Source organism: Enterococcus sp. 5B3_DIV0040 (genome assembly GCF_002140755.1).
Classification (GTDB): Bacteria; Bacillota; Bacilli; order Lactobacillales; family Enterococcaceae; genus Enterococcus_D; species Enterococcus_D casseliflavus.
This window is the reverse complement of record NZ_NGLC01000001.1, coordinates 1,890,126-1,906,425: the sequence shown is the minus strand read 5'-3', so window position 1 is coordinate 1,906,425 and position 16,300 is coordinate 1,890,126. Positions and strand designations below refer to the sequence as shown.

Sequence of the window (16,300 nt, the reverse complement as noted above, 5' to 3'; positions counted from 1 at the left end):
GTTTTGATGAAAGACAACTCTTTCGTGTTCATTTTGATTTTATACGAAAAAGGCAAGTTTTGCTATTTCCAATTCACTGGATGATGTTTTTTTATTAAAAAAGCTGGGATCGGCAACCTTCTGAGTAACTGTCTAAAGGAATGCGCTTGTTTTATGTGTTTTAATGGTTAGAGGTCTATCATGTGTTCGTATTTCTTCATTCGCAAATACATAGAATAACTTTCTTTCGATAATTTTATTTTTGAGGAAAAAAGACTCTTTTTGCGAGAGGCGTAGAGTTTTCGATGGAGCGCAGAATTGATGATCCATTCAATTTCGGCTTGTTCTTCCTCGGATAATTCGACTTTTTTCTCATTGGATTGAATGAGAGAGTAAGTAAATTCTAAGCAGCTCATTTTATAAATAAAGGTGGAAAAATATAATTTGTCTATGTGCATTTAATCACCCTTTCTTACATTCGGTTCAATCATATAGAAGAATATTTCAAATAACAATTCTGTTTTTTCATGATGTTATGAAAATTTTGGAAAAATGTCGATTTTTTGGCAAAATTATAGCAAAGTTTTCACTCTTTGATCTTCACGTAAGGGTTATAAAAAAACAAATATTATTTAAATAGAGTAGCAGCTATAATTAAGTACGCTGAAAGAAGTGAGGGAGATTTTTGTCCTAAAGAATGTCTTTTAATTTTGGTTAAGGCAACCCATTGTAGGTTGTTTTCTTGTATTGTCAAAAGGAGACAAAAAAATAAAATTCGCTTTTTTCTGTTGACAGATCAGCAAAAGCCACGTAATATAGCTACCAATAACTAGTAAAGACCAAACAAAAGAGAAGTATGAGGACGTTCGTCTTGCAGAGAGCTGATGGTGGTGTAAATCAGCAGATTGACGCTTCAGAAATGGACTTTTGTGTCGAAAGGCTGAAATCAGTAGGCTTTTTTCGGGATCTCCCGTTACAGAGAACGATCGTTGATAGACGATCTAGAGAACCAATTGAGGTGGCACCGTGAGTAATCGCCCTCATGCAGACGAGTTTGTTTGCATGAGGGCTTTTTTGTTTTTTTTGCCCTTCAACCAATAAAAAAATAAACGTAAAATCAAACTAAGAGAAGTACTTGAGTCTTTTTTGGTTACAGAAAGTCGGCGGTGATGAGAGTCCGATACCAAGAAATCAAGGAAATGGCCTTAGCCGATCATTTTTTGAACCCTTTTTTTGGCAGTAGGAAAATGCGGGAACTCCCGTTATAGAGGAAGACCGTTGTTAGACGGTTGATAGAGAAGAAGTTGTTTTTTTAGGCAACTTTCAATTGAGGTGGTACCGCGGTCATTCGCCCTCAAGCAGACGTTTTTATGATGTTTGCTTGAGGGCTTTTTGTTTACAAAGAAAGGAGCAGCTTATGTATCGAATGGAACGAATCAACAGCGATTGTTTGACACCTGTCTCAGTGTTTTTACGGATTCAAGGGGCGCATAAATGTTTACTGGAAAGTATTCCCAGAGAAGAAGATACGGGACGCTATTCGATCCTCACCTTTGATCCTGTTCAGAAACTGACCTTTAAGGATGGTGTTTTTCAAGTGGAGGATCTTTTGGAAAAAACGGTCAACAAGTATCCCTGTCAGGACCCTTTAAAAGAAATGGAACGGTATGTAGTCAAAAAAGAAACCACCGCTTTACCGAATCTGCCGTTGCAAAGTGGGGCGATCGGGTATGCGGGCTATGATATCGCAGCTTGCTATGAAGACATTGGACAACTGCCAACAGATGAATTGCAGGTGCCTGATATGGCCTTTTGGCTTTTTGAAACCTTTCTCGTTCTGGACCATCAAAGGGAAACCTTGACCATCATCCTTGAAAATTGCTACAGCCAAAGGGGGACCACCGAGATGGAGCAGGCACTCCAAGCGGTGCAGCAGCAATTAAGGACACCAGTCGCAGCTGAGACCCGTGGGTTATCGAATGAAAAGCTGCATTTTACAAGTAATGTTACCCAACATGCCTATGAAACGATCGTTCGTGAGGCAAAAGCCCGAATTACGGCAGGGGATATGTTTCAAGTGGTTCCTTCCCAACGTCTGCAAGCAGCATTTACACAAGATCCTTTTGACTATTACCGAAAACTGCGAGTGACGAATCCGTCTGCCTACCTCTATTATCTTGATTTCGATCACGGATTCAAAGTGATCGGCAGTTCACCTGAAAGCTTGATTCGGGTTCAAGGAACAACGATCACCACAAATCCAATCGCTGGTACCCGCAAACGAGGGGCAACCAAAGCAGAAGACGAAGCTTTGGCGGCGGAACTATTAGCAGATGAAAAAGAACGTGCAGAGCACCAAATGCTTATCGATCTGGGGCGCAATGATTTGGGACGAATCGCTGAACATGGCACGGTTCATGTTCCTTTATACATGGTGATTGAGAAATACCGCTATGTCATGCATATCGTTTCGGTGGTGGCTGCCAAGCGCAGAGCAGGTGTGACGGCAATGGATGCCTTGAAAGCAACCCTGCCAGCAGGCACGGTCAGCGGGGCACCAAAGATTCGTGCCATGACTCGCATCTATCAATGGGAAGCTGTTCGAAGAGGGGTCTATGCGGGAGCCGTTGGGTATTTTTCTCGAAACGATCAAGCGGATTTTGCCATCGGGATTCGAACAATGGTTTTGAAAGACGCGATCGCTTATGTCCAGGCAGGGGCGGGTGTCGTTTATGATTCTGATCCCTCATCTGAATACCACGAAACCTTACACAAAGCCAAAGCACTATTGGAGGTGTCAGCCAATGATTTTACTCGTCGATAACTATGATTCGTTTACTTACAATCTTCTCCAGCTCTGTCCAGAAGAAACAGTCGTCTTGCGAAATGATGATCCAGACCTTTTCCTTGTTGCTGAAGAAGCAGATGCCATCATTTTTTCTCCAGGTCCAGGACGTCCCGCAGAGGCAGGATTCATGATTCCTTTGATCAAAACATACCACAATAGCAAGCCGCTTTTAGGGATCTGCTTAGGTCATCAAGCCATTGGGGAAGCGTTTGGTGCCAAAGTGGTCCAAGCACCAGCCATTATGCACGGCAAGCAATCGAGCCTTACGTATCAGAAAAAAGGCGTATTCGAAACCTACCTAGGAGACATGACTGTCATGCGCTATCACTCGCTGGTCATTGAGCCAGCGACCCTTCCTGCACAATTTGAGGTATTGGCTGAAACAAAAGGGATCATCATGGCGATCCAGCATCGACAAAAGCCGATCGTAGGCCTTCAATTCCACCCTGAATCAATGGGGACAAACAAAGGGGCATTTTTTATCCAACGGTTTCTTGAACTCATTCCAGAAAACTCAGCAAAAAGCAGCAAATGAAAAAGGAGGAACATTTATGGAAGCAGTCAAAATACAGCAGCCGCAGCAAATCACCCAGCAGCTTTTTAATGGCAGTCATTTAAGTTATCAGGAGATGCGCCACTTTGCTCAAGGAATTTTAAGCGGGATGTTTTCAGAAAGTCAATTGGGGGCAGCGTTAGTTGCGATGAAGATCAACGGCATCACAGCCGCCGAATTGACCGCTTTAGCGGAAATCATGTTAGAGCATGCCGTTGCGATCCCTTATGAAGGAGGAGACGCCATGGACAATTGCGGTACTGGCGGCGATCACTCCAATAGTTTTAATGTCTCCACTACGGCGGCCTTCGTGTTAGCAGCTGGGGGAATCACGATGGCAAAACACGGCAATCGCAGTATCTCTAGTCGTTCAGGCAGTGCCGATGTCTTAGCCTGCTTGGGGGTATCGATCCAAGCATCACCAGAAAAAATCGCTGAGCTATTAACGACTGTCGGCATCGCGTTTCTCTTCGCTCCCTCGTTGCATCCCGGCATGAAAGCAGTGATGAAGATACGGCAAGAATTAGCAACGCCAACGATTTTTAATCTATTAGGCCCCTTGATCAATCCTGTTCCGTTGACTACGCAACTGATTGGGACTTACGCAGGCGAGAGCTTGGCCGACACCGCTCAGGCGTTAGGCAGTCTTGGTCGGCAAAGAGCAATGGTGATCCATGGATGCAACGGAATGGATGAAGCCAATTTGGCAGGTGAAACTGCGATCAGCTTTTATCAAGGAGGAGAGGTAGCCAATTTTTCTTTGGATCCACAAGCGTACGGCTTTACGCCAGCGCCGATCGAGGCGATCGTCGGCGGGGATGCCGCTCAAAATGCGGCGATCTTAACTGCGGTGTTGAAAAATCAACCCTCCGTTTATCTAGAAACGGTGGTCTTAAATGCAGGGTTAGGTTTTTACGCTAACGGCAAAGCCGCCACGATAGCGGAAGGGTTTGCGATGGCACGGGCGTGTATCGCTTCGGGCGCCGCCTATGACAAACTGCAGGAGTTGATCCGCCAGTCAAATAGTCAATAATTACTAAAGCTGTAAGGAGGAGAATCATGGATTTTTTAGAAACGATCATCCAGAAAAAAGTTGAAGAAGTTGCCGCGATGCCACAAGAAACCGAAAAGGTCGTAGCGAAACGCCCATCATTTTATCAGCAAGTCAAGGACCGACCACAAAAGATGCACCTCATTGCTGAAATCAAGCGTGCTTCACCCTCAAAAGGAGACATTAACCAAGCGATCGACCCAGTCACGCAAGCGCAAGCTTATGAAGCCGCGGGTGTCAGCGGGATTTCCGTTTTGACCGACCAGCAGTTTTTCAAAGGCTCGCTGGCAGATCTTGAAGCAGTCAGTAAGGCTATTTCGGTGCCTATACTATGCAAAGACTTCATTATCGACAAAAAACAATTGATTCGCGCCAAGAATGCGGGTGCCAGTATCGTTTTATTGATCGTGGCTGCGTTGGAGCCAGCCCGTTTGGTCGCGCTGTATCAAGAAGCCGAAGCACTAGGGTTGGAAGTACTCGTTGAGACCCATAATGCGGCTGAATTTCAACATGCCCAAGCATTAGGTGCCAAAATCATCGGCGTCAACAATCGTGACCTAAAAACTTTTGACGTTTCCTTGGATGTCAGTGTTGCTTTAGCACCTCAGCCATCGGAGGCGGTTTATATCAGTGAATCTGGTATTCGAACTGCCGCAGATGTGCTGCAGCTTGCACCGTTTTATCATGGAGTCCTCGTTGGAGAAACGTTGATGAGAAGCAATCGAATTGCTGAAACAGCGGCAGATTTGCAGGTGAGCCGCCGATGACCAAAGTGAAAATTTGCGGACTCACCGAACGCCTGCATGTCGAAACTGCCATCAATGCAGGAGCAGATTACCTTGGCTTTGTTTTTGCCGAAAGCCGTCGGAGAATCGATCCGACCCAAGTCCGCAAGATAACGGAGCAAGTACCCGAAAATGTAGGGAAAGTCGGGGTTTTCGTTTCTCCAAGTGTTGAAGAAGTGCAAGCGGCAATTCAAGCCGCCCAACTGACAGCGATTCAGCTCCATGGAACGGTTCTGCCATCTTTGCAAACAGCCATTCAGAAGGGCGTTTTTGCTCATCAAAAGATCGCAGTGATCCAAGCCTTTGATGGAGAAGCAGAAACTTTAAAGCAAGATTTCCTGAGCTGCGATGCAGATTTCGGTTTATTGGACGCTCCAGTAAGAGATCACCCTTATGCTGGCGGCAACGGCCAGTCCTTTGATTGGAAAAAAGCGGCGAGAGAACCGTTGCCGTTGTCTGAGCGATTTTTTATTGCTGGCGGGTTGCACGCGGAAAATGTAGAAGAGGCGATCCAACTTTTTTGGCCTTATGCTGTCGATGTTTCTTCAGGCGTTGAAACCCAGGGCAAGAAAGACAGTCGGAAAATCGAACAATTTATTCATTTAGTAAAGGAGAAAAAAAGATGACTCAGTATCCCACAAAAGCAGGATTTTATGGTTCTTTTGGCGGACAGTTTGTGCCAGAGACATTGATGTATGCAGTCAAGCAATTGGAAACTGTCTATCGTGAAGCACAAGCGGACGCAAGTTTTCAAGCTGAATTACAGGAATATTTACAAGAGTATGTAGGAAGAGAGACCCCCCTTTATCATGCCCAGCGCTTGTCACAACACTTAGGCGGTGCCAAAATTTATCTGAAGCGAGAAGATTTGAATCATACGGGTGCCCATAAAATCAATAATGCACTTGGCCAAGTCTTATTAGCAAAACGGATGGGGAAAAAGAAAGTGGTAGCAGAGACCGGTGCTGGGCAGCATGGCGTCGCCACAGCAACTGCGGCCGCGTTGTTCGGTATGGAATGCACGATTTTTATGGGCGCGGTAGATGTTCAGCGGCAAGCACTAAACGTCTTTCGAATGGAATTGTTGGGAGCAAAAGTGGTTTCAGTAACATCAGGCAATCAGACATTGAAAGATGCTGTCAATGAAGCGCTGCGCTACTGGGTCGCAACCGTCGAGGACACTCATTACGTGATGGGTTCGGTACTCGGTCCGCATCCTTTTCCAGAGATCGTTCGAGATTTTCAAAGTGTGATTGGCAGTGAGACACGGCGGCAACTATTAGAAAAAGAAGGACAACTACCAACGACAGTCGTTGCTTGTGTTGGCGGCGGCAGCAATGCGATGGGAATGTTTTACCCTTTCATCAACGATCAAACCGTTCGTTTGATTGGCGTTGAAGCAGCTGGAAAAGGCGTGGATACTACCGAGCATGCGGCGACTTTGACGAAAGGCAGTATCGGTATTTTACATGGTACCAAAATGCATTTGCTGCAAGATGATGATGGGCAAGTGATTGAACCCTATTCGATTTCAGCTGGTTTGGATTACCCAGGGGTCGGTCCCGAGCATTCTTATTTGAAGGAAATTGCGCGTGCGGAGTATTTCGCGGTCACTGATGAAGAAGCTGTTGACGCCTTTTATCTCTTGTCTCAAATCGAAGGCATTATTCCCGCTTTGGAAAGTGCTCATGCCGTTGCCTATGCTTTAAAGTTAGCGCCAACGATGACAGCAGAAGAACGCTTAGTGATCTGTTTGTCTGGGCGAGGGGACAAAGATGTTCAACAAATCAAAGATCGGAAAGGGGAAGCGAAATGACCAGCAAAACATTGACGATGAAACTAAAAGAGCGCCAAAAACAAGGCAAGCCTTTGTTTGTACCTTATATCATGGCGGGTGCCAACGGACTGGAACGCCTGCCAGCAGAAATCGAACTGTTGACGACACATGGCGCAGCCGCCATTGAAATCGGCGTGCCCTTTTCAGACCCAGTCGCAGATGGAGCGGTCATCCAAGCGGCTGGAATGCAGGCATTAGCCAATGGCACCACTTTAAAAAAGATCATTGCTGCGCTGCAAACGATCCATTCTGAGGTTCCACTGGTATTGATGGGGTATGCCAATTCATTCTTTCATTATGGGATTGAACAGTTAGCAAATGAGTTAAAAACGACAAATGTGAAAGGATTGATTATTCCAGATTTGCCTTTTGAACATCGATCGCTAGTAACGCCTACGTTTGATGCGGCGGATCTCGCGCTGCTCACACTGGTCTCTTTGACCAGTCCTCCAGACAGAATTCAGACGCTGATCGAAGAAGCGGAAGGATTCGTTTATGCTGTGACAGTGAACGGTGTCACTGGAGAAGATCGCCAATACAACGAACAGCTGGATCAGCATTTGCAAGCCATTTCGGAAAAAAGTCCGATTCCTGTACTAGCTGGTTTCGGGGTCTCGACCCACGCAGACGTGCAGCGCTTTGCCCGAGTGTGCGATGGGGTAGTGATCGGTTCAAAAATCGTAGCAGCCTTACAGAACGAGCCACTGCCTAAAGTCAGTGAGCTGTTAGCAGAACTTGTCGGTATTTCATAGAAAATCAAGGTGAAGGAAAGAACCCGAGTTGGGTTCTTTTTTTATGAGAAAACTAGTATTCGAGATACTGATGGGCTGCTATGGAAAAAGAACACGATGTGTGAAGAGGAAAAAAGGCTGATGGAAGATCAGCCTAAATTATTTTGATTATGCCAGTGTATCGGTGTCGATGGTGACTGTCTCGCAAAAATGCCCTCTGCCCCCAACGTAAACATGTTGGATTTCCTTTCGCGAGGACGTAGCTAGTTTGACAAAGATTTCAGAAGGTTCACCTAAATTGCTGCCTTGTTCAAAGCGATACACTTCTTTTTCAAAGGAACATTTTTGATGCAAGAAGCAAGCCAAAGCGGCATTGGAAGTACCTGTGGCAGATTCTTCATTGATGTCAAACAATGGGGCAAAGTTACGGCAAACGATTCGTTCTTTTTCCATTGCATATAAGTGCATGCCAACTACTTGTTGCAGCGCACTTACTTTTTTTATTTCTTCAAAATCAGGTGCAACATGCTGCAACTGGGCCGTTGTTTTGATTGGAACAAGGATATCTTTTAATCCTGTAGAAACGATTTGAATAGGAATTTGATCATTGATAGCATTGGTATCGAAACAGTCAGCTAATTGTTCTAGTGAAAGGACATCTGAAAACAGCGGTTTGTTCTGTTCCATGAAAATGACACCGTCTTTGATGGTGATCGACAAACGTCCGGCGTTGGTGTCGATGCGATACTGTTGCTTGGAAAGCTTGTTCAAATATGACAATAGAGCAAAGGAAGCAATTGTTGCATGTCCGCATAAGTCAACTTCTTCTTTTGGTGTAAAATAGTCAAATCGGAAATCGGCCTCCGGGGATTTCGATAAAAAAGCTGTTTCTGAAAAGCCTAACTCTTTTGCGATGGCTAACTTTTGTTGTGGTGTAAGGGGCTGTTCCAGCAAAACGACTCCAGCCTTGTTGCCACCTGTTTGATTTTTACTAAACCCGCTTGCGATATATGCCGTTATCTCCATAGGACACCTGCTTTCTTTATTCTTGTCAAGCATAGCATAATTTTTGCAGGGGGAGGATAAGAAAACGGATTGGTTGAGCGTGTTATACTGAAGGTACGACAGAGGAGGGACTTTATGAAGAAAGGGAAGGTAATTGTAGTCAGTGGTGTTACAGCGTCGGGCAAAACGACATTGGTTCGTGAATTGAGTAGATTGGCAGATGGAATAGTGATCTCCTTTGATGATTATAGTATCGATGCATTGCCCTCAGCACCATCTTTTGATTATTTTTTACAAGATCCCCGCGCAGCGATCAATCAATATGACATCAGTCTGCTACTAAAAGATCTGAAGAGAGCGATGAGCATTCAACCAATCATTTTTGTAGACTTTCCCTTCGGATATGAGCACCAAGATTTGCGTCAGTTGATCGATACGGTGATTTATTTGAAAACACCACTAGATATTGCTTTTGCTCGTCAGATTAACCGGGATTATACGAACGAATCAAAAGAAGCGATTTTGATTTGGGCAGATACTTATCTTTCCTATGCAAGGGAGCTATTTGTTTTACACGAACAGATCATTGCTGAAACAGCCGACTATGTACTGGATGGTGCTCGACCAGCTGATCAGCTAGCAGAACAAGTAAAGTATTATCAAGTATTTTAAGAAGCGCTTTTAAGCAAGATTTAGTCTACTGAGTTTTGTTTAAACTCCCTTACTATCTGTTTCAAAGGTCAAAAATGCCGCTGCTTCCTCTAAAGAGAGCGCTGCTCCATGGAATGTGGGCCACGCATTGATACCGTCACATTTTTTTCTCGGAATCAAGTGAAGATGAAAGTGAGGGACTGATTGACCCGCTGCTTGATTTGCTGCGCTTAGCAAATTAATCCCATCAAATCCTAAGCGAGTGACACAATGATCTGCTATTTTTTGAACCGTTTGAATGAGGTGAGCAAGAAGAACGGGGTCGCAGTCTAAAATACTGGTGTAATGTTTTTTAGGAATAACCAGCATATGATAATCCACGTCTTTGGCATGATCAAGGAAGGCGCAAACACTGTCATCTTCATAGATTACATGGCTTTTTATTTTTCCAGAGACGATACGGCAAAAAGGACATTCTTCCATCAAAATTCCTCCTATGGAATAAATTTTGTTAGTTGTGTTCGAGAAGTATAATATCTAAAAACGTGAAGCTACTGGATTATGGGAAACCATAAACGAGCTTTACAATTAAGCCGCTCTTTGAGAGGATAATATCATATTTATTTAGCAGTTAAAACTATACGTGATAATTAATGATGTTTTAGATAATTAGTTAATAGGTTGTTTGCAAAAGAAAAGCACCGTGCTGCTGATTTGTGGTAAAAGTGACGTTTGAAAAAAGTGGCTTTTAAAAAATTTGTCAAAAAAAATCGCTAGGAATCAAGATTCCTAACGACTTGCTAGCGCTATGCACGATAATATAACGTTCCAGGAGGGATTCGAACCCCCGACCGTTCGCTTAGAAGGCGAATGCTCTATCCGGCTGAGCTACTGGAACAAATAAATTTCAGCGAATGCTCACTTCGCCTAAGCTGTTGAAATCAATCAGCAACAAATAACATTATAGAAAAAGGGCGCAGCAATGTCAATCTCTTTTCGCCCTTTTCTTATTTTTTCTTTGAAAAAAGGAAGCGCAGCTGCCCTCAACCTTTCTCAGGTTCCTCAAGGATTACGCTATCTGCTTCTTTCGTAATGAGAATCACGCCATCTCCTAAAGGGACGAGGGTGGAGGTCAGCTGAGGATGGTTCATCACGGTATCCAAGAAAAGATTCAATTTGCGATGGATCGCTCGCTGGTTGCGAGGGATGTCTTCGATGGGTTGTAGAATCGTTCCAGCTTGAAACACGTCATCCACCATCAACACGCCGCCTTTGCGTAATAGACGCAGACATTCTGGTAAAAATTCAATGTATTTCGATTTGGCGCTGTCCATGAAGATAAAATCATAAGGACCACTCAATGTAGGCAGGACATCTGCCGCTTGTCCTTCTAATAGCGTGATTTTGTCTTCATTTCCTAAGCGAGCATAGGTTTCTTTGGCTTTGCGGATCATGACGTCAAAGCGATCGATTGTTGTGACATGCCCCTCTTTCACACATTGTGCCATCAAGCTTGAAGAAAAACCGATCGCTGTGCCGATCTCAAGGATTTCTTTTGGCTGAAGCTGTCCCAATAAAAACTGCAAAAAGACCACAGTTTCATGTGGGATGATTGGCACTTCTTTTTCATGAGCGGCTTGCTCGATTTCACCAAGTTCGCCGGGTAATTGTTTTTGTTTTTCACGCATAAACGCCACTAGTTCTGGTTTGACTACTGGACGATGCATCATTTCGTTGCGCATCTTCATCCTCCTCATTTATCGCTGCCCCTTATTATACGAATAACTCACCTTAAGTTCAATCTTTTCGAGTCTTTGGAACAACAAAAAAACCAGTCATACGACTGGCAGGATAAAGGGGTGAAAAATATTTTTGGGATATTTCTATCATAACGGTGTTATGTGGAGGTTTGGTTAAAATCCTGTGAAGATCTCGTCAGGTTCTGCTTAAATTTTCATCAAGGAAGAAAAGCAACCCATCATCAGGGCGAAAACGAACTTTTTATCGAAATATTCAGAAAATTCAGGGAAAAGTGTTGACAGAGGAACCCGCTGTTTGGTATCTTCATAACAAGATAAAAAAAGTGATAGGTGACGACGATGGATAAACGATTGAAACAAACAGCTGCATTTTTATTATTATTATCGTAAGGACTCTTTTTCTATGACCCGCCTTTTTAAGGTATCATTTGAAGAGTCCTATTCGCATTGCATGAAGGAAACCCTTTATGGAGTGCTTTTTTTATACCATTTTTTCAATTTGTTTGAATGAGGTCGCGCCAAGCGTGCCCCTACCACTGCCAAGGAGGAAATAGTGATGAGAAAAATCCAGTTCTTTGACACCACATTGAGAGACGGTGAACAGACGCCGGGAGTCAACTTCAATACGAAAGAGAAGGTTCAACTGGCGCTGCAATTAGAAAAATGGGGGATCGATACGATCGAAGCAGGCTTTCCGATTGCATCAGAAGGAGATTTTCAAGCAGTCCAAGCGATTGCTGGGGCGGTGACGAAAATGACCGTTGCAGGACTTGCCCGTTGTCAGAAAAAAGACATTGATCGTGCCTATGAAGCTCTTCATCAAGCCATCGATCCCCAGATCCATGTCTTTTTAGCAACGAGTGAGGTGCATCGCCAGTACAAGTTGAATATGACGAAAGCAGAAGTACTCGCTTCCATCAAAGAACATGTGGCTTATGCCCGTGAACGCTTTGAAAAAGTTCAATTTTCGCCAGAAGATGCCACCCGCACCGATAAGGCCTTCTTGCTTGAGGCGGTTCAAACAGCGATTGATGCCGGCGCGACGATCATCAATGTGCCCGATACAGTAGGGTTTACCAATCCTACGGAATATGGTGCGCTTTTTGCCTATTTGATCGCCAATATCAAGAGTGAGCAGCCGATCATTTTTTCTTCCCATTGTCATGATGACTTGGGAATGGCGACAGCCAATGCGCTGGCAGCTATCGAAAATGGTGCTGATCGGGTGGAAGGAACGATCAACGGGATCGGCGAACGAGCGGGCAATACCGCACTAGAAGAAGTGGCGCTGGCGTTGCATATTCGCAATGATTTCTATCAGGCTACCTCCAACATCAAGTTAAACGAAACAAAACGCACCAGCGATCTGGTGGCACGTTTGTCTGGGATCACGGTACCGAAAAACAAAGCGATCGTCGGCGGCAATGCCTATGCTCATGAATCTGGGATTCATCAAGATGGCGTCTTGAAAAATCCTGAAACTTACGAAATCATTACCCCGCAATTGGTAGGCGTACAAACCAACTCACTGCCTCTTGGCAAACTTTCTGGCCGCCATGCGTTTGTCGATAAAATGCAGCAGCTGGGCTACCAGTTTGACCAAGAAGAAACCAATGAATTGTTTAAACGCTTCAAAGAGTTGGCAGATAAGAAAAAGCAAGTGACCGAACAAGATTTGTTAGCGTTGGTGGCTGACCAAGGCCGCAGCCAAGAAGATGGCTGCGAGTTGGAGTCAGTTCAGCTGCAATACGTGTCCAATGGCCATCAAGGAGCGGTGGTTTCTATCATCAAAGACGAAGAAAAACAAGTGGCATCAGCCATTGGCGCAGGCAGTATCCAAGCTATCTACAACTCGATCGATCAGATTTTCCAGCAACAGCCGAAGTTGTTGAACTATGAGATCACTGCCTTGACCAGTGGGGAAGATGCGCAAGCGGAAGTGCACGTGGTTATTGAATGTCAGGAAACCAATGAAAAAATCAGCGGGATCGGCTTAGACTTTGATGTCTTGCAGGCGTCAGCCAAAGCCTATGTACAGGCTAGCGCTGCTCTAAAGAATCGAGGTGTCCTTGTTTGAAAAAGATCGTGGTTTTAGCAGGAGATGGCATCGGACCAGAAATTATGGCCAGTGCGCTTGCGGTATTGAAAGCGGCTTGTCCAGACCATCTCCAACGCTTTCATTTTGACAAGCGGCCATTTGGTGGTGCGGCGCTGGCACTTACTGGAGAGCCATTGCCGCAAGAAACACTACAAGCTTGCCAGCAGGCGGATGCGATCCTTTTAGGAGCCATTGGTGATCCAGTTTGGGAAAACGCACCGATAACACCCGAGAAAGGACTTTTGAATTTGCGTCAAGCGTTAGGGCTATACGTCAATATTCGACCTATCAAAGTAGTTGATGCGGTGATTGCTTTGTCTCCCATTAAAGAAGCGATCCTTCGGGGGACAGATTTTGTCATCGTTCGTGAGTTGACTGGCGGTATTTATTTTGGCGAAAAAGGAGAAAAAACTGAAGAAGCCTACGACATCAATCATTATCATCAAGCAGAGATTCGACGGATTTTGCGTAAAGCCTTTGAGATCGCACGCACGCGGAAGAAGCGGGTTCTCTCTGTCGATAAAGCAAATGTGTTGGCGACTAGCCGACTTTGGCGCCGATTAGCGGAAGAAACGGCACAGGAATTCCCAGATTGTCAGTTGACTCATCAATATGTTGATTCCGCTGCTATGAAAATCATCCAAAATCCCAAAGACTTTGATGTAATCGTGACAGAAAATCTCTTTGGCGACATTTTAAGTGATGAAGCCTCGGTTTTGCCAGGGTCATTAGGGGTGCTGCCCAGCGCAAGTCATGGCGCAGAAGGGGTTTCTTTATATGAACCGATTCATGGCTCTGCACCTGATATCGCTGGGCAAAATTGCGCCAATCCGGTTTCCATGATTTTATCTGTCGTCATGATGCTAAGAGAGTCCTTTCAAGAGGAAGAGCTGGCGGATACCATCGAAAGTGCTTGTTACGAGGTAATGAATGCGGGGATCTTGACCCGTGATCTAGGTGGTACAGCAACGACAACTGCCTTTACAGAAGCGGTTATTGCACAGTTAGGAGTGAGCAATTATGGGGAAAACGTTGTTTGATAAACTATGGGATCGGCATGTGATCACAGGAGAAGAAGGACAAGCGCAGTTGCTTTATGTCGATCTGCATATGATCCATGAAGTGACGACACCGCAAGCCTTCGAAGGATTACGGCAAGCGGGACGGACCGTCCGTTGTCCCGAAAAAACCTTAGCAACGATGGATCACAACGTGCCTACCAAAGATATTTTTACCATCACTGATCTGGTTGCAAAAAAGCAAATGGACACGTTACGTAAAAACTGTCGTGATTTTGGGATCGAATTGTGTGACAATGGCTCTGCCAACCAAGGAATCGTCCACATGGTTGGCCCAGAAGTTGGCTTGACCCAACCAGGGAAAACGATCGTTTGCGGGGATTCCCACACTGCCACCCATGGTGCTTTCGGTGCGATCGCGTTTGGGATCGGTACGAGTGAAGTGGAGCATGTCTTTGCGACACAGACGATTTGGCAGACAAAACCGAAACGCATGGGAGTTGAGATTACCGGTCACCTGCAGCCGGGAGTGTACGCCAAAGATATTATTTTGGCATTGATCGCGACGCATGGCACTGATTTTGGTGGTGGCTATGCCGTAGAATTCTTTGGCGAAACGATCCGTAGCCTGACGATGGAAGAACGCATGACCATTTGCAATATGTCGATCGAAGGTGGGGCGAAAATGGGCTTGATCGCACCTGATGAAACGACCTTTGCTTATGTGAAGGATCGACGCTTTGCGCCACAAGCGTTTGCCAGTGCGGTGGCTGATTGGCAAAGCCTTTATACCGATGAAGATGCCAACTATGATGCCCTGATCACCCTAGACGCAACAACCTTAGAACCCTATATCACTTGGGGAACCAATCCAGAAATGGGGGTACCAGTCAGCGAAGCGTTTCCTGAAGTGCGGGATCACAATGATCAGCAAGCCTATGAATATATGGCGCTGCAACCTGGACAGACAGCTGCTGATATCCCCATTGAATACATTTTTATTGGATCGTGTACCAATGGTCGGTTGTCTGATCTGCAAGAGGCAGCGGCGATTTTGAAAGGGCAAACTATCAAAGAAGGGGTCACTGGTATTATCGTTCCTGGTTCACGCCCTGTTCGTAAAGCAGCGGAAGCGATCGGTTTAGACAAAGTCTTTATTGACGCTGGTTTTGAATGGCGGGAGCCTGGCTGTTCCATGTGCTTAGGAATGAATCCTGATAAAGTACCAGAAGGCGTCCATTGTGCCTCCACATCAAACCGCAATTTTGTTGGACGGCAAGGGAAAAACGCGCGGACGCACCTCTGTAGTCCAGCGATGGCGGCTGCAGCTGCGATTCATGGGCGCTTTGTCGATGTACGAGAAGTGGTTGGAGGTGTGGGTTAATGGAAGCTTTTACGCAATTTGAAGGTACGACTTTACCTTTGATGAATGACAATATCGATACCGATCAAATCCTACCGAAAAATTATTTGAAGCGCGTTGAAAAAACGGGTTTTGGCGAATTTTTATTTGACGATTGGCGCTATTTGCCGCAACGCAAGCCTAATCCAGCATTTATCTTGAATGATCCAGCATATCAGACCGCTCAAGTCCTCGTCACTGGTGATAATTTTGGTTCTGGCTCTTCTCGAGAGCACGCGGCATGGGCGCTGTTGGATTACGGCTTTAAAGCCGTGATTGCTGGCAGCTTCGGTGATATTTTCTATATGAATGCCACCAAAAACGGGCTGCTGCCCATCGAGCTGCCATTGGATGTTCGCCAAAGGATCGCCTCGCTGCCTGCTTCTGAAAACATCAGCATCGACTTGCCGAGGCAATGTGTGATCGTTGCTGGGGAGGAGCATTTCTTTGCAATCGATGCTACCTGGAAACATAAATTGATCCACGGTCTCGATGAGATCAGTATCACGTTGCAGGAAGAGGCGAAAATCACCGCCTATGAGCAGACGATTCCAGCGTATTGGCAGTAGGGCTAGGGGACT

The 16,300-nt window shown here is 45.3% G+C and carries 15 protein-coding genes, 1 tRNA gene and 2 other annotated features; of the genes, 12 read left to right on the top strand and 4 right to left on the bottom strand.

Features of this window, described 5'->3' with window-relative positions; all coding sequences use genetic code 11:
• Window positions 1-811: 811 nt before the first annotated feature.
• Window positions 812-1,024: a binding site (T-box leader), on the top strand.
• Window positions 1,025-1,090: 66 nt separating this feature from the next.
• Window positions 1,091-1,338 (top strand) — a binding site (T-box leader).
• Between the two features lie 58 nt (window positions 1,339-1,396).
• The 7 genes from trpE to trpA are packed head-to-tail and all read left to right on the top strand — an operon-like array spanning window position 1,397 to window position 7,805.
• Window positions 1,397-2,803, top strand: a complete 1,407-nt coding sequence (gene trpE / locus A5883_RS09045; RefSeq protein WP_086338366.1) for an anthranilate synthase component I — start codon at window positions 1,397-1,399, stop codon at window positions 2,801-2,803.
• Window positions 2,784-3,362 carry an anthranilate synthase component II gene (locus A5883_RS09040; protein WP_086338365.1) on the top strand — a complete coding sequence of 193 codons (579 nt, stop codon included), beginning with the start codon at window positions 2,784-2,786 and terminating at the stop codon, window positions 3,360-3,362. The genes trpE and A5883_RS09040 overlap by 20 nt, the downstream gene beginning before the upstream one ends.
• 16 nt (window positions 3,363-3,378) lie before the next feature.
• Window positions 3,379-4,413: an anthranilate phosphoribosyltransferase gene (gene trpD, locus A5883_RS09035; RefSeq protein WP_086338364.1), complete on the top strand. Its 1,035-nt coding sequence runs from the start codon at window positions 3,379-3,381 to the stop codon at window positions 4,411-4,413.
• Window positions 4,414-4,439: 26 nt separating this feature from the next.
• Window positions 4,440-5,198 carry an indole-3-glycerol phosphate synthase TrpC gene (trpC, locus tag A5883_RS09030; RefSeq protein ID WP_086338363.1) on the top strand — a complete coding sequence of 253 codons (759 nt, stop codon included), beginning with the start codon at window positions 4,440-4,442 and terminating at the stop codon, window positions 5,196-5,198.
• On the top strand, window positions 5,195-5,842 hold the full coding sequence (locus A5883_RS09025) for a phosphoribosylanthranilate isomerase (RefSeq protein WP_086338362.1): 648 nt from the start codon (window positions 5,195-5,197) through the stop codon (window positions 5,840-5,842). The genes trpC and A5883_RS09025 overlap by 4 nt, the downstream gene beginning before the upstream one ends.
• Window positions 5,839-7,032 (top strand): tryptophan synthase subunit beta, encoded by a 1,194-nt coding sequence (gene trpB / locus A5883_RS09020; protein WP_060792448.1) that lies wholly within the window; start codon window positions 5,839-5,841, stop codon window positions 7,030-7,032. Before A5883_RS09025 ends, trpB begins: the two co-directional genes overlap by 4 nt.
• Window positions 7,029-7,805 carry a tryptophan synthase subunit alpha gene (trpA, locus tag A5883_RS09015; protein ID WP_005225741.1) on the top strand — a complete coding sequence of 259 codons (777 nt, stop codon included), beginning with the start codon at window positions 7,029-7,031 and terminating at the stop codon, window positions 7,803-7,805. Before trpB ends, trpA begins: the two co-directional genes overlap by 4 nt.
• Window positions 7,806-7,952: 147 nt before the next feature.
• Here the strand turns inward: trpA and A5883_RS09010 are convergent, their stop codons facing one another.
• Window positions 7,953-8,810, bottom strand: coding sequence for a PhzF family phenazine biosynthesis protein (locus tag A5883_RS09010; protein WP_086338361.1), 858 nt, complete (start codon window positions 8,808-8,810; stop codon window positions 7,953-7,955).
• Between the two features lie 114 nt (window positions 8,811-8,924).
• Between A5883_RS09010 and A5883_RS09005 the strand changes: the two genes are divergently transcribed.
• The gene (locus tag A5883_RS09005) at window positions 8,925-9,461 is read left to right on the top strand and encodes an AAA family ATPase (protein WP_086338360.1); all 537 of its coding nucleotides are present in this window, start codon (window positions 8,925-8,927) and stop codon (window positions 9,459-9,461) included.
• A gap of 39 nt (window positions 9,462-9,500) precedes the next feature.
• Here A5883_RS09005 and A5883_RS09000 read toward each other — a convergent pair whose 3' ends face one another.
• From A5883_RS09000 to A5883_RS08990, 3 genes are all read right to left on the bottom strand, one after another.
• Window positions 9,501-9,923, bottom strand: a complete 423-nt coding sequence (locus A5883_RS09000; protein ID WP_086338359.1) for an HIT family protein — start codon at window positions 9,921-9,923, stop codon at window positions 9,501-9,503.
• 341 nt (window positions 9,924-10,264) lie between these two features.
• Window positions 10,265-10,338: transfer RNA gene (locus A5883_RS08995), tRNA-Arg, on the bottom strand.
• A 145-nt stretch (window positions 10,339-10,483) separates the two neighbouring features.
• Complete coding sequence (locus A5883_RS08990; RefSeq protein ID WP_005225745.1) at window positions 10,484-11,182, bottom strand: O-methyltransferase; 699 nt, start codon at window positions 11,180-11,182, stop codon at window positions 10,484-10,486.
• A gap of 574 nt (window positions 11,183-11,756) precedes the next feature.
• Here A5883_RS08990 and A5883_RS08985 point away from each other — a divergent pair.
• From A5883_RS08985 to leuD, 4 genes are read left to right on the top strand one after another with little or no spacing between them, the layout of a single operon-like run.
• Window positions 11,757-13,277, top strand: a complete 1,521-nt coding sequence (locus A5883_RS08985) for a 2-isopropylmalate synthase (RefSeq protein WP_086338358.1) — start codon at window positions 11,757-11,759, stop codon at window positions 13,275-13,277.
• Entirely contained in the window at window positions 13,274-14,338 is a 1,065-nt protein-coding gene (leuB, locus tag A5883_RS08980) for a 3-isopropylmalate dehydrogenase (RefSeq protein WP_086338357.1), read from the top strand. The genes A5883_RS08985 and leuB overlap by 4 nt, the downstream gene beginning before the upstream one ends.
• A complete protein-coding gene (gene leuC, locus A5883_RS08975; protein ID WP_086338356.1) occupies window positions 14,319-15,701 on the top strand; it encodes a 3-isopropylmalate dehydratase large subunit in 1,383 nt (460 codons plus the stop codon). Before leuB ends, leuC begins: the two co-directional genes overlap by 20 nt.
• Window positions 15,701-16,288, top strand: a complete 588-nt coding sequence (gene leuD / locus A5883_RS08970; protein ID WP_086338355.1) for a 3-isopropylmalate dehydratase small subunit — start codon at window positions 15,701-15,703, stop codon at window positions 16,286-16,288. The genes leuC and leuD overlap by 1 nt, the downstream gene beginning before the upstream one ends.
• Window positions 16,289-16,300: the final 12 nt, after the last annotated feature.

What these genes read in the sequence shown, in the direction of transcription:
- trpE (WP_086338366.1), top strand. Translation starts at nt 1,397, where the DNA reads ATGTATCGAATGGAACGAATCAACAGCGATTGTTTGACACCTGTCTCA.
- A5883_RS09040 (WP_086338365.1), top strand. Translation starts at nt 2,784, where the DNA reads ATGATTTTACTCGTCGATAACTATGATTCGTTTACTTACAATCTTCTC.
- trpD (WP_086338364.1), top strand. Translation starts at nt 3,379, where the DNA reads ATGGAAGCAGTCAAAATACAGCAGCCGCAGCAAATCACCCAGCAGCTT.
- trpC (WP_086338363.1), top strand. Translation starts at nt 4,440, where the DNA reads ATGGATTTTTTAGAAACGATCATCCAGAAAAAAGTTGAAGAAGTTGCC.
- A5883_RS09025 (WP_086338362.1), top strand. Translation starts at nt 5,195, where the DNA reads ATGACCAAAGTGAAAATTTGCGGACTCACCGAACGCCTGCATGTCGAA.
- trpB (WP_060792448.1), top strand. Translation starts at nt 5,839, where the DNA reads ATGACTCAGTATCCCACAAAAGCAGGATTTTATGGTTCTTTTGGCGGA.
- trpA (WP_005225741.1), top strand. Translation starts at nt 7,029, where the DNA reads ATGACCAGCAAAACATTGACGATGAAACTAAAAGAGCGCCAAAAACAA.
- A5883_RS09010 (WP_086338361.1), bottom strand. Translation starts at nt 8,810, where the DNA reads ATGGAGATAACGGCATATATCGCAAGCGGGTTTAGTAAAAATCAAACA.
- A5883_RS09005 (WP_086338360.1), top strand. Translation starts at nt 8,925, where the DNA reads ATGAAGAAAGGGAAGGTAATTGTAGTCAGTGGTGTTACAGCGTCGGGC.
- A5883_RS09000 (WP_086338359.1), bottom strand. Translation starts at nt 9,923, where the DNA reads ATGGAAGAATGTCCTTTTTGCCGTATCGTCTCTGGAAAAATAAAAAGC.
- A5883_RS08990 (WP_005225745.1), bottom strand. Translation starts at nt 11,182, where the DNA reads ATGCGCAACGAAATGATGCATCGTCCAGTAGTCAAACCAGAACTAGTG.
- A5883_RS08985 (WP_086338358.1), top strand. Translation starts at nt 11,757, where the DNA reads ATGAGAAAAATCCAGTTCTTTGACACCACATTGAGAGACGGTGAACAG.
- leuC (WP_086338356.1), top strand. Translation starts at nt 14,319, where the DNA reads ATGGGGAAAACGTTGTTTGATAAACTATGGGATCGGCATGTGATCACA.
- leuD (WP_086338355.1), top strand. Translation starts at nt 15,701, where the DNA reads ATGGAAGCTTTTACGCAATTTGAAGGTACGACTTTACCTTTGATGAAT.